Genomic DNA, 13,174 nt, shown 5'->3' with positions numbered 1-13,174 from the left:
CATTTAGATAAATTTCATCAAAACTAAATAATAAAATTTATAGCATTTTTAATATTCTTTATATAATTGTAAGGTCATTGCAATCTCTTTAAAACATCCGTATAAAGTATAATATCAAAAGGTTAGCAACATTTGTTAGCTAGATTTTTTTATAAAAACTGCCAGTATGACATTGCGCTTTTTAAGGTCACTTCTCCGTCACGCTTCCGTCACGTCTCCGTCTAAAGTTGGTAGAGGGAATTTAGCGTAAGCGTATTTTTTATGTCAGATTGACATACCCAATATTCAAATTTTTTAGGATAAAAACACCCTACTTATCTGTTTCTTTTTTAAACTCATATAACCCTTTTATTGATATTGAGGATTGAGAATAAGGGCATCACTTTTGAACAAAAAAAAACCACTTTTACAATAAAAGTGGTTTTTGATTCATAGTAATATCGTTTGTTTGTTTTACCTGTTTATTTGTTACAGATTAACTAACTTTCTCCGTTAATCCTCTGGTAAGCCATCCTCTTTTGTTGGCTGTAATAATCGCATAAGGTGTGATCCAGAATAGGCTAAAAGTATAAAAAATACTATACGAATAAGCCCAAAATGCCTCACCTACGCTGTATCTCTTTGCATAAAAGAAAACCGAAAAGCTAGAAAAAATCAATATCCCCAACATGGTCGAACTTAAAAATAATAAGGGATGTGTTGCTATCAAATAGAACATAAACAGTAGAAATGGGTATGCCAAAACAATTTTTAAAGATTGATTTAAAAATAAAAGCCTTGCACCAAATTTTGATTCTTTTCTAAAATCTTTAAAAACAAATTGTGCCATCATGATATTTTCGCGAACATTACTTCTGCTCCATCTGATAAACATTTTGTATAAACCTGTATATTCTTCAGGAACATTGGTCAATACATACGCATTTTTTTGAAACAATACATGGTGCCCTTGTTTGAGTATCATATTGGTCATGGCGCGATCTTCTCCAATGTCTGAAGGCTGTCCCATAAAAGTTTGATTGATCCACTCTTGCAAGCAACCAAAAACAGCAGTATTGCGATAAGCAGCAGCAGCTCCTGGAGTACAAAGTACAGAACCCAACATACTTTCTGCAGAACGCATGAACTCAAAACTCATTACGAAACTAACATTCAGCATTTTTGGAAGCAATGCTTTTTTATTGTTTAAAACCTGAACATTTCCCGCAACTGCGCCACATTTTTCATCCACAACAAATGGACTTACTAAATTACGTAAAGTATCTTTTTTTACAATTGAATCACTGTCTACCGTTACAAAAATTTCTCCCGTTCCTAACTTAAAACCACGGTAAAGTGCATGACGTTTTCCTTTGTTTTCAGGTTGTTGGTAAATTGTCAAACGGTCACCCAATCTTATTTTTGCTTGCTGCATCCAGTACCAGGTATCGTCTTTACTACCATCATCAACGGCAAGTATCTGCATTTTTTGCTCTGGATAATCGCTATCTGCCAAACTCAATAAAGTGTCCCAAACCAGTTTTCCCTCGTTGTAGGCAGGCACAATGACGGTACAAGTAGGCAACAAATCATCTGTTACCGATTCGATTGGCTTGTATTTGTAATACAGGTATAAATTATACAAAAACACACCCGCTTGAAAAAAGAATAAGGCAACTGTTAGCACAAGAAATGGAAGTCCCCATGTAGAATTGATCCTTTCCAGATGAAACTGATCAAAGTCGGCTTGAAATTGATACACAAAAAAAGCACCTGTAATCATTAGGATAAAAGTTCCGATAAGGACTATCAGACCCAATACACTTGATGGTCTTTTGACAGATTTGTGTGTCGATTCGTTTTGAATACGAAAGACAGAATTGCTTAATGAATGTTCGTTACTACTAATGTCATTACTAGAAGAAAAAAATTGTTTTGAGGTAATTGCTTCGCTTTTCATATTAAAAATACTGTTGAATTTTATGGCTTTTATTTAATCTATTATCTCTTCTTCTTAAATTATTTATTGAATAGTAAAAAGAATAAGATTATTTGATAAAATCCTACTTTGCAAGCAGTATGCCACATCAACCTCAGTCTGAAAATGAACAAGTTACACAATACACTACAAAACCTTAATGTATAAAAATTACACATTTCATATACACATTATACAATTGCCAGCTGATTTGGTTGTCTAAATTGACTACCATAACCAACTTGAATAAAACATAAAAACTCGGATTTTATTGCACGTAAAATAGAGAACAATTTATAATTTAGACTAAAATCAATATTAGCAAAAATGCTAAATTATAATGATTTGTAATGCAATTCTATTTATTTGATACTCTTTTTAAGGACATTCATAGTCCTGTCCTCCAGAAGTTTAATTTGATTTATTACAATTTGAGCGACTTCGGTCGCACCTTTTTTAGACAAATGCGTATCATCTGCCTTGTCTTCTGTATAATAAGGCTCTTCTCCTTTTTTAAAATGCAAATGCAACTCTTTTGATCTTTCAGGACCGTACTTTAGCTCCATTAATTCGGTATAATATTCTAAATCGATAAACGGCACTTTGTACTCCTGAGCCAGCAATCTCGTCTCTAAAGTATATTCGCCATGCGTAGCGACCAAGACTCCTTTTTCGTTAAAATTACGTCTTGAAATCGAGCTTAATAACACCGGAATAGCTCCTTTTTCTCTGCTCTCTTTCACAAATCTAATCAGATTATGTCGATAACTCGTATGCGGATTTGTAAATCGTGCAGAGTCGTTTATTTTTGCATCATTATGTCCAAATTCTATAAAAACATAATCCCCTTTTTGCAGTTTTTTATACACAGAATCCCAACGTTTTTCGTTGATAAAACTTTTGGTACTACGACCGTTTACGGCTTTGTTTTCTACCTTAATATTATCTTTAAAAAAAGGCTGAAGCACTTGCATCCAACCAAATTCGGGATTACGATCTGGATTTTGTTTGGTAGCCATAGTAGAATCGCCAATGCCGTAAAGTGTTGTTTTTTGAGCAAAACAAGTAGCCGAAACCAACCAAAGAATCAGAAGATAATTTTTCATAGTACAATCATTAAATTTTTAAACTAAAACTTCAAAAGAAACATAAAACCATACGTTTATTTAGCAGCCGACGGAACGGTCGCTCTCTCGCCAATCACAACCTCATTCATCAATACATTTTCGGCATTTTCGCTCGAAATAGCATTTTTTGCCCACTTAATTTCGATATTATTCAGTGTAATATTTTGTATTTTTTTGTCTGGAAACCCCTGAATAACAATGCCCGCTGCCGAAGCTTTGTTGCACGTAATATCAGAAAACGAAACATTCGAAATTTCAGACTGATGTCCTTTGCCTTCGCCGTGATAATTGGCTGTGATATAAATACAATCTTCGACTTCGTCTAATTGTATCTTTCGAACAAAAATATTTTTTATAAAACCACCTCTGTCTGCATTGGTTTTTAAATAAATTCCTCTTTTGAGATAGCCTACCGTTTTACAATTTTCGACATACACATTCTGGACTCCAGCCGACATTTCGCTTCCAATCACTACTCCATGAAGCCCTTTGAAATTGCAATTTCTAATGACAATATTCTCACTTGGTGTAGCCGAATTTGCTCTTCCTTCATCGTCTCTGCCAGCTTTTATGGCTACGTTATCATCTGCATTATCAAAAGTTACATTTTCTATCAAAACATCTTTGGCATATTCGGGATCGATACCATCATTGTTGTAATTTAACGATTTATAACTGATGCCGCGTACGGTAATACTTTGCGATTGCAGCAAATGCAAGCACCAAAACGGAGAATCTTCGATACGAATATTCTCGACCAAAATATTTTTACACTTAAAAAACTGAATCATCTGCGGACGCAGGAAAAAACCGTTTCCTAGTTTTCTATCCTTCAGAGGAACATTATTATGATTCATCTCTCGGCTCAGGTTTTTACCCTCATTTTCTTTTGATTTAAAACTTTTCCATGTGATTCCTCCCTCGCCATCAATCGTTCCTTCGCCGGTAATGGCAATGTTTTCGCACTCAAAAGCATATATTAACGGACTATAATTGTACACCATCGTACCCTCCCAACTGGTCAAAACCATCGGTAAATAATCATCCGGATTATCGCTAAATTTGATTTTTGCGCCTTTCTCAATCTTCAAATTAACATTACTCACAAAATGAATCGGACCGTTAACTTTATAGATTCCTTTTGGTACAATGATCGTTCCGCCTTTATTCTTTCTACACAGCGCCATCGCCTTATCAAAAACCGCTTTGTTGTTGGTTAGCGAATCGCCTTTGGCACCTAATTTTGTAATATTGATTTGATAAGACAGAAAAACTGGTAACTGAATTCTATTGACAATTTCGTCTACTTTTGCACTCGGAAAATCAGTATTTTGAGCAAATGTAACGGAGCAAATTAGTAAAAAAAGAAGATATTTAAACTGCATATTTTTTGTTTTTTTATCGAAATTTATTTTGAATACCAATTAGTTACATCCTCTTTCAGAATATTTTCTATAGTGTAATTGTCGGCTTCTTTTTTAGAAAGCTGATGCGACCAAGCCACTCTTTTAGTGGGTTGAAAGCCTTCACCTTTGCAACTGTATTCTGCGTAAAAAGCATTTTTTTCGGCATCGGGTTTCGACCAGTTTTCCCAACCTTCCGGTTTGATTTGTTTTCCCAATTCGCAATTTATAAAAACTGTTTTGGCATAAATACGCCAGGGTCTTCCTAAATAAACAGCTGTAGCCAAAGGATTTGCGGTAATTTTACAATCTTTAAATACAAATCCAAACTCCGTTCCTTCGGGAGTTGAAGCGGCGGTAATAAACGAACTTTTGAGACTATGAATCACACAATTTTCGAACAAAGCCGTTGCACCTCCAAAAATAAAATCAGTTGTACCTTCGATATAACAATCTCTAAAATAGTGTTTTGCAGATTTTCCAGACAAATACAATGTATCCTGATTACCCAGAATATTACAGTTTGCAACCACAACACGATTGGCGACAACCGACAAAGCAATTGCTTGTCCGTTGTCGCCAGAAGTATTTTTAATCGTTAAATTAGTCGCCGAGAAATCATCTCCCTCGACTAAAACAGTTGGTGTATAAAAAGTGCTGTTTCTTCCTAAATTTATTTTCGAAAAATTGTCATCAAAAGCAATGATCGTATTTTCTTTACTTTCTCCTACCAAAGTCAAATGGGTATTCCACTCCGGAACCCTTACTTTTTCTGTGTATATTCCGTTTTTGATAAAAATCGTGATTCTTTCGTAAGGAAAAGAAGGAGCCGCATTTATCGCCTCTTGAATTTTAGTAAAATCACCCGATCCGTCTTGTGCTACCGTAAAATAATTGTCTTTTTTTTTTACTGATGATCCAGCATCAGAAACTTTTACACCATTTTTAACCGCCCAGCTTGCGTACTTTTTTAAGACTTCCTTTCCTGCATCAGAATACCAGGAATAACCGTTTCTTCTCTCGTCCCCAATCTCGGCCAATGTTTTTTTCTTAATGCCATCACGGTCACAAAAGAAAGGTTCGTTGGTATCCAACTCCATAAATCTTGCCCAAATTGGCGCTGCATTGGTAGTCGGAATCATTTTTTTATCGATAATTTTTCCAGCATCATTAAGTACTCTTTTTTCTTCAAGATTGGTGATTTTTGTTTTCTCGAACCAAGCGTACGCACTTTTTACTGATGTAATAATTTCTGGTGAAGGATTTTTTACAGACATCAAAAACAAAACAATTTTGGCCGATTCAAAGCCGCTTAGCGAGGCCAATTCAAAAGCTCTTGCATTAGCCGGAGCCAAAGTCACCTCATCATGTTGTGCGCACCAGGCCGTCAATACTCCATTTTGTTTGTATTGTGTTTTTAGGATGCAATCTATTCCTTTATTCAACGCAACTTTGGTTTTTTCAAGCTCTGCTGCAGAAGGTTTTATACTGTAAAAATTGGTCTCATAAGCGATTTCCCTTAGAATATCCAAAATATTGACCATCGAATTATCGTTGTATGTAATATGCGTATAATACCCTTTTTTTAAAGGAAAAAACTGGGGCCAACCACCGTTTTCATACTGTGCCTCCAGTAAATAGTCAAGTCCCTTTAAGAAAGATGTCTTATAACGCTCGTCCTTAACCTGCTCATACATTTTAGACATAAAAAGCATTTCTAAACACGTTGCTTTATTATCTGTTGTCACATCTTTTGTTGATTTTTTCAAATCAATTAAATCCTTTTTTTGTTGAGGCGTCAATTCGTTTTGCATCTGAATATTTTTTGGCCAGCCACCAATATCTCTTTGGTACAATAAAATATTCTCAGCGATCTTTTTTGCTTCTTCGCTAGCAAACCATTCCGGTTGATTTTTCTGAACGACATCTGACCAGTTTTTGTACTTATTTTGTGCACTCAATCCAAAGGTGACAAATAATAATAGTGCTATAATCTTTTTCATTTTCAATTTATTTTGTAATTCTAAACCAATCTATTGCAACATTTCCTGAATCATTTGTTACTTTGGGGCTCAGTGCAAAGAAACCCATTTTTGTTCCAATCCATTTTCCTTCTTTGGCCGTAAAATCTTTGCCTATTGATTGATAATTTTTATCATCAACACTGTAGAAAAAACTACAAATAGCGCCTTTTTTTACTTTTACCCTAAGATAAACCGTTTTGTTGGTTATCGCTACTGGTGCCGTTTCAGTCTCCGAAATTACCTTATCAAAAGTGCCGTTTTTTTGGTTTAAGTATAATTTTCCGTTGTCACTTTTCAGAGACAAACAACTATAATCTAAACCCATGATCATCAGTCCGGTCGATTCTCCGTCGATTCTCGAATTGAAGGTCAGTTTGGCGGTAGCCGTGAATTCTTCAGCAGGAAATTTTTGGATTAACATGTTCGGCAAATCAAAAATACCTTTTGCCTCTTTTGGAGCCGGAAGACAATACAAATTAAAATATCCTAAACTTGTCGGAAATCCCCAATTGCTCTGATCGTTTGCTTGCCACTGCCATTGTAAACCTAATTTTGGCGTATTAAATTCATCCGAATCAGCGGGTGTTTCTATCGGATACGTTTTACCCACATTGGGCTTTTTGAAAGTTGCAACAGGTTCTCCGATGCCATTTTTATCTGCATCTACACCCATAATAGGCCAATCATTCTCCCATTTCATAGGCTGTAAATGTGCAATTCTGCCATACGCGCCTCTGTCCTGAAAATGAATAAACCAGTCTTCACCTGTCTGCGTTTGTACCCAAGCGCCTTGATGCGGACCATTTATTTTGGATTTTCCTTCTTCTAAAACTTTCCTTTTTTCATAAGGTCCAAAAACATTTTTAGACCTCAAAACAGTTTGCCAGCCCGTCGCAACGCCACCAGCAGGGGCAAAAATGTAATAATAATTATTCCGCTTATAAAATTTAGGACCTTCAATAGTACCTTCGTCTTCGTGCCCATCGATAATCATTACGGCATCATTAGAAGCAATGGTACCTTCCGGATTCATCGAGCAAACGACTAGCAAAGTCTTAATTTTGGCGCGACTTCCTGCAAAAGCATGAGCCAGATAAGCTTTCCCATCCGTATCCCAAAGCGGACTAGGATCTATAAGTCCTTTTCCTGCTTTTACCATAATAGGTTCAGACCAGGGACCTTCTGCTTTTTTAGCTTTTATCATGTAAATTCCGAAATCCGGATCTGGGTAATAGATATAAAATTCATTATTATGAAAATTAATGCTGGGAGCCCAAACCCCGTTTCCGTGTTGCACTTTATCAAAAGTTTCTGTTGGAATTTGTTTCGCAAGAGCGTAACTAATAATTTTCCAGTTGACCAAATCTTTAGAATGCAAAATAGGCAGTCCCGGAATAGCATTAAAAGACGATGCTGTCATATAAAAATCATCGCCTACGCGCACCACATCAGGATCTGAATAATCAGCATGAATGATAGGATTTGTGTAGGTTCCGTTTCCGTTATCCGAAACCCAGGCTTGCGATACAAACGGTTTTTCTTGTGCGAAATCTTTTTGCATCAGCAGGAAAAACAGACAAATAAAAATGCTTTTGCTATATTTCATTCTAAAAAAATTACTTTTAAATGATTATCTGTTAAGCTCTAAAGCCGCTAATATAAAAGGGCCGGTTGCTTTCGGATCGTTGTCTTTTTTTCTTTCGTTTACATAATATTCGTACGATCCGTCACGATAAGGATCACCACCTAAACCTGCCACCTGACAAGCCTGAGTGAGTGTAATGGTTCCGTCAGCATCTACTTTTATCAATTGTTTTGTCAAACCATCAAAAGCCTTATTGGCCAGTTTTTTATATTTAGAAGGTAAATATCCTTTGTTGGCTCCTTTTGCAAAAGCATAAGTAAACATAGAAGAACCTGAAGCTTCCAGATAATTACCTTCTTTACCCATTTTATCCGTTACCTGATACCAAAGACCAGATTTGTCCTGATATTTCGCCAAAGCAGCAGCAACAGTATTGAGGTACCCAACTAATTCTTTTTGTTTTGGATGATCCTTCGGAAAGTAATCTAAGGCATCTACAAGCGCCATGGCGTACCAGCCTAATGCTCTTGACCAAAAGTTTGGAGAATTTCCTGTCACTTTATCAGCCCACGGCATTGCTTTGCTCTCGTCCCAACCGTGGTACAATAAACCCGTTTTAGGATCGGTAGCATGCAACTGAATCTGCTCAAATTGTTTGGCTACATCGTCTAGATTTTTACCGTTTTCGAAAGTCACTGTATACTGCGCATAAAATGGCTCTCCCATGTACAAACCATCTAACCACATTTGGTTAGGATAGATTTTTTTATGCCAAAATCCGCCAGAATTGGTTCTTGGCTGCCCCTCTAATTGTTTTTTTAAAGTCTGCAAAGCTACCAAATAGCGGTTGTCTTTTGTCGTTTCATAAAGGTCAAACAATAATCGACCCGCTACCACCATATCGATATTGTATTTCTCCAGTTCGTACGTTTTAATATTACCGTCTTTGTCTACCAAAGTATCGACATAATCTCTCACATAAGCAGCATATCTTGGATCAGGCTGCACTTTATTTAATTCCTCTATCGCATGTAAAACCAAGCCATGTACATAATCCCATTTTGGGTTTTTAGAATCATCAATCATATACGATCTTTCATGTCTTTTCATCAATGTCAAAGCCATTTTTTCTGACCATTTTGCATTTTTAGAAATGACGATATCACTTTTTACCGGTTCCTGCGAAATCATTTTACAATTTGTAAAAGCCATCAAACACATCAATACCAGTGACAGAAGCGAGCGTTGTTTATTGTTTTTTTTCATTTTAAATATATTATAATTACAATTTTATATTTGAGTTTTACCTGCCTAAGGCAAAGACATACAAACAAAACTTAAAATAGTTTTAACTATCAAATTTTAAATTTTACCTTTTTTGTTTAGTTCTTCTAATTTTTGATCCAGATATTTTACAAACTCTTCCTGCGATTTGATTCCGTCTTTTTCTTGTTCCCAAGCTCCCAATAAATAAAAAGAACTTGTTTTTGTACTTGGTTTAAAAACGATGAGATGATCCAATTCGGTGTCAACCAAACTTTCTACGGTCTTCACTTCATAAAAAATAGCCATTCCTAACTTGTCCGGAACCAATGATTGCGTTCCGTAAGTAGCGATATATGCCCACTTTTTGTTTTTACTTTCTTTTTTAAACAATTCTGTATTCTTTTGCTTCACAATACCCGTACAAATTCCGCTAATTTCCTTAGAAGCACGAATCGTATGTTTGGTGTACAATTGATCTGGTTTGATGCTCAACTCGGATGTAAAATCAATTTTATCTGAAGCAGTTTTCCAGCCGTAATAATCAACTTTTACACCGGATTCATTGGTTTTATTTACCACAGTAGCAATAGTCGAATCTACCTCGTAAAAATGTAATTTTTCGTTATTCAGATAACGGTCAATTGACCCGATACCGATTCCTTTACCCGCTTTCAGGATATCTGCACCCCAATCGCTCATTTCGTGATACGAGTCAAAATTATCCTGCCCTACTTGGGGCAAAACCATTGCTGACGTTTTTTTTCCGAAAATATCAATTGCATTTCTCCAGTCGAGATACAAGCGATATCCTATTTTATTACTTTCCCAACCCGGGCCTTCATAACGAATATCGAAAGAATGATCTGTGTGCTCCGGCGCCAGTTTTAATTTGTCTACATTATTAAAAGTAGTGCCTCCAATATATTTACGACCTTCCCATTTTCCATCGGTTTTAACCGAAATCTCAGCGTAGGTTTTAGCCGTTTTTACATCATATTTTTGTGCATGTACAGCTGTAAAACTTAAAAGTAATGCTGACGAAATTGTAATAACTGTTTTCATTTTATTTTAATTTATTTTGAAAATTTTATCTAAAAATTGAGTAGTATAAAGTACCGTTTCTGCTAACCAAGGTTCAAAAAACCAAAAAGAATGCGGTGATTCTTTGATCGTATATACCTCGCTGTAAATTTTATTCTGATCTAAAATCTTTATCATGTCGTCTCTGCCCGCATGAAACCTGTCGATACTGCTATTGATAAAAAGTATGGGCGGCGTTGTTTCATCGGTATGCGATAAAGCCGAAGCATTTTTCCAGATTTCAGGTTTCTCCTCATAAGTACCATTTAGCCAAAATGATGCCATTTCGCCTTCTGAAGATTCGGGATGTTTAAAAGCCAAAATTCCATCAACATTGATAATGGCATTTACTTTTGAAGAAGCTTTGCTTTTGAACAAAGGATCTTCAAAAACCAAATTTTCATTTGTTGTACCAATCAAAGCTGCCATTTGAGCTCCGGAAGAGCATCCTAAAACGGCAATTTTGTCTGGATCTACATTGAAATTTTTGGCATTATCTTTAATAAATTTGATAGCATTTTTTACATCTATAACTCCTTCGGGATATTTTGCTTCTAATGACAATCTGTACTCAATTGCAAAACACGAATATCCTTTTGCAGCTATTTCCTGTGCCAGAATATGCATTTGATTTTTATTTCCAGATTTCCAACCACCACCATGAATCAATAGTACGGCTGGGTTTTGTTTTTGTTTCTTATAAAAAAAAGCATCCAAATGCAAAGGTCTTTCTTTGTGGTCCTGATAAACAACATTAGCAACTTGCACTACTGTTTTATCTTCCTTAAGTTGAGGGATCGTTATAAAAGGATATTTCTTGATCAACTTAACATAAACACTTTTTTCTGTGTACGAAGTATCGATACTAAAATTGCTTTGAGCAAAAATAGCATTCGAAATCAGCAGTAGTATTAAAAGCATTTTTTTCATCTGAACTTTTTTAATTCTAGTTAAGAAAGGAGTTCGATAAACTATCAAACCCCTTTTTAACTAGCTTCTAAAAACAACTATTATAAATTAATTACAAAACAATCACTTACTAGTATCCGGGATTTTGCGGAAAATCTTTATTTTGATTTAAATCTAATGCAGTTTGTGGGATTGGTCTTAAAATTTTAAGCGCACCGTCTATTCCAACAAAATTGGCCGCTTTGATTTTATAATTATACAATGATGCTCTCGCTACCAGTGTACCAGTGCGTTTCAAATCAAACCAACGTTTGTATTCTCCTACCAACTCTCTGCCTCTTTCGTCTAAGATATAGTCGATATTAAACTCCCCAAGAGTAGCATTTGCAACTCCGGCTCTTCTTCTCACTTCGTTAAGACGATCTAGACCAGTTGTTGGAATACCTGCTTTTAGGTATGCTTCGGCAGCGATTAAATACGTTTCTCCCAATCGTGACAAAATAATATCTCTTGTGCTTACAGGCCCTGTACTTACTGGCGTTGTTGGATTTGCATCATCAAATTTCTTTACCGGAATAGTATAACAATCACGATTATCGATAAGCGTATGGTCGGCACCGTATTCTCCCCAAGGATGGTACACAAAAGTAGCCGCTCTTCTTGAGGCATTGGCTGCCAGCCAGGCTGTTTTATCTGCAGGAGTAAACCATTTAGGCTCGTAAAAATGTCTCACTTTTACTGCTGCCGGGTTTGTAGGCCTGTAATAAGGGTAATATAGCGTTGTTTTTGCTGCTCCGTTGGTCGTTACCGTTTCTTCCAGAACCTCTGTCATAAAAGTAGTTTCCCATCTTTTATCTCCTTTTTCATAGAGACCTAAAGCATACGTAGTAGGACATAAATTGTAACTTCTTAACGGAGCGCCCGTTTCAGAACCTCCCAAATAAGAACTAAAATAATAAAACTGATTATTTCCTAATCGTGTAGGATCTGTGCTGGTTGAGGCTTTGTCGTACTGAACAGAAAAAATAGTCTCAGCATTTAGATCGTTATCACCAGTTGCAGTAGCAGCAAATAATTGGCTAAAAGGTATGTTTAAGGCTTGACCAGCAATTGCTGCATCTGCGTAAGAAGCGGCTTTTGTAAAATCTGTCGGAGTACCAAACGTTTCGTAACCTCTTGTTAAGTATACTTTTGCCAATAAATCATTTACCGCTCTTTTGTTTACTTTACCCGTTGTGGCATAAGCGCCTGTACCCACACTAGCCAAAGAAGCTTCTAAATCGGTAATAATTTGAGTATATACTTCTTCTGCGGTATTTCTTGTAAAAGATAAAATAGGTGCAGTCACATGTTCATTCACAATAGGAACACCTCCATAAGTTTGAACCAATAAAAAGTAAGCATTAGCTCTTAAATATCGTGCTTCTCCAACAAGCATGCCCAGATTGGAGGTTTGCTCTGTAACGGTCGAATAATACAAGGTTTTGTTTACAGACTGAATTTGCTGATAACACGAAATATACAATTCGTCTACGTTGCTAGAGGACGGAATCAATAATGTATATTGACTTAAACCAGCTGGTTCCGGAGTTCTTCCTTCTGCATACATATCGGTTCCTGACTCAAATAACCACGGATTTCCGCCGTAAATTCCTTTAAGCCAAGCATAATTTGCATTGATTAACAATTGAAAACCAGAGGCTGTTTTATACGTTTCATCAGCTGGAACATACGATAAACTCTCTTCTTCTATATAATCACTGCAAGAAGTAAATGCAGCCATTACTATTCCTAAAATTATTATTATTTTTTTCATTTGATAT

The 13,174-nt window shown here is 36.0% G+C and carries 9 protein-coding genes; all 9 read right to left on the bottom strand.

All coding sequences use genetic code 11. The features are described 5' to 3' along the window. Positions 1-475: 475 nt before the first annotated feature. The gene (locus tag J3495_RS02820; protein WP_210665055.1) at positions 476-1,939 is read right to left on the bottom strand and encodes a glycosyltransferase family 2 protein; all 1,464 of its coding nucleotides are present in this window, start codon (positions 1,937-1,939) and stop codon (positions 476-478) included. A gap of 380 nt (positions 1,940-2,319) precedes the next feature. Further along, positions 2,320-3,063: a rhamnogalacturonan acetylesterase gene (locus J3495_RS02815; protein WP_210665054.1), complete on the bottom strand. Its 744-nt coding sequence runs from the start codon at positions 3,061-3,063 to the stop codon at positions 2,320-2,322. A 56-nt stretch (positions 3,064-3,119) separates the two neighbouring features. Then, positions 3,120-4,469, bottom strand: a complete 1,350-nt coding sequence (locus J3495_RS02810; protein WP_210665053.1) for a glycoside hydrolase family 28 protein — start codon at positions 4,467-4,469, stop codon at positions 3,120-3,122. Positions 4,470-4,492: 23 nt separating this feature from the next. After that, on the bottom strand, positions 4,493-6,490 hold the full coding sequence (pelA, locus tag J3495_RS02805) for a pectate lyase (RefSeq protein ID WP_210665052.1): 1,998 nt from the start codon (positions 6,488-6,490) through the stop codon (positions 4,493-4,495). Between the two features lie 7 nt (positions 6,491-6,497). Beyond that, positions 6,498-8,117, bottom strand: coding sequence for a glycoside hydrolase family 43 protein (locus J3495_RS02800; protein ID WP_210665051.1), 1,620 nt, complete (start codon positions 8,115-8,117; stop codon positions 6,498-6,500). A 24-nt stretch (positions 8,118-8,141) separates the two neighbouring features. Next, on the bottom strand, positions 8,142-9,362 hold the full coding sequence (locus tag J3495_RS02795) for a glycoside hydrolase family 88/105 protein (RefSeq protein WP_210665050.1): 1,221 nt from the start codon (positions 9,360-9,362) through the stop codon (positions 8,142-8,144). A 96-nt stretch (positions 9,363-9,458) separates the two neighbouring features. Continuing rightward, complete coding sequence (locus J3495_RS02790) at positions 9,459-10,424, bottom strand: DUF4861 family protein (RefSeq protein ID WP_210665049.1); 966 nt, start codon at positions 10,422-10,424, stop codon at positions 9,459-9,461. A gap of 6 nt (positions 10,425-10,430) precedes the next feature. Beyond that, on the bottom strand, positions 10,431-11,372 hold the full coding sequence (locus tag J3495_RS02785; RefSeq protein WP_210665048.1) for an alpha/beta hydrolase: 942 nt from the start codon (positions 11,370-11,372) through the stop codon (positions 10,431-10,433). A 109-nt stretch (positions 11,373-11,481) separates the two neighbouring features. Then, a complete protein-coding gene (locus tag J3495_RS02780; RefSeq protein WP_210665047.1) occupies positions 11,482-13,167 on the bottom strand; it encodes a RagB/SusD family nutrient uptake outer membrane protein in 1,686 nt (561 codons plus the stop codon). Positions 13,168-13,174 lie beyond the last annotated feature (7 nt).

The organism is Flavobacterium geliluteum, assembly GCF_017948595.1.
GTDB lineage: Bacteria > Bacteroidota > Bacteroidia > Flavobacteriales > Flavobacteriaceae > Flavobacterium > Flavobacterium flavipigmentatum.
The sequence above is the reverse complement of the archived record's forward strand: the minus strand, read 5'-3'. Positions and strand labels throughout refer to the sequence as shown.

What these genes read in the sequence shown, in the direction of transcription:
- J3495_RS02820 (WP_210665055.1), bottom strand. Translation starts at nt 1,939, where the DNA reads ATGAAAAGCGAAGCAATTACCTCAAAACAATTTTTTTCTTCTAGTAAT.
- J3495_RS02815 (WP_210665054.1), bottom strand. Translation starts at nt 3,063, where the DNA reads ATGAAAAATTATCTTCTGATTCTTTGGTTGGTTTCGGCTACTTGTTTT.
- J3495_RS02810 (WP_210665053.1), bottom strand. Translation starts at nt 4,469, where the DNA reads ATGCAGTTTAAATATCTTCTTTTTTTACTAATTTGCTCCGTTACATTT.
- pelA (WP_210665052.1), bottom strand. Translation starts at nt 6,490, where the DNA reads ATGAAAAAGATTATAGCACTATTATTATTTGTCACCTTTGGATTGAGT.
- J3495_RS02800 (WP_210665051.1), bottom strand. Translation starts at nt 8,117, where the DNA reads ATGAAATATAGCAAAAGCATTTTTATTTGTCTGTTTTTCCTGCTGATG.
- J3495_RS02795 (WP_210665050.1), bottom strand. Translation starts at nt 9,362, where the DNA reads ATGAAAAAAAACAATAAACAACGCTCGCTTCTGTCACTGGTATTGATG.
- J3495_RS02790 (WP_210665049.1), bottom strand. Translation starts at nt 10,424, where the DNA reads ATGAAAACAGTTATTACAATTTCGTCAGCATTACTTTTAAGTTTTACA.
- J3495_RS02785 (WP_210665048.1), bottom strand. Translation starts at nt 11,372, where the DNA reads ATGAAAAAAATGCTTTTAATACTACTGCTGATTTCGAATGCTATTTTT.
- J3495_RS02780 (WP_210665047.1), bottom strand. Translation starts at nt 13,167, where the DNA reads ATGAAAAAAATAATAATAATTTTAGGAATAGTAATGGCTGCATTTACT.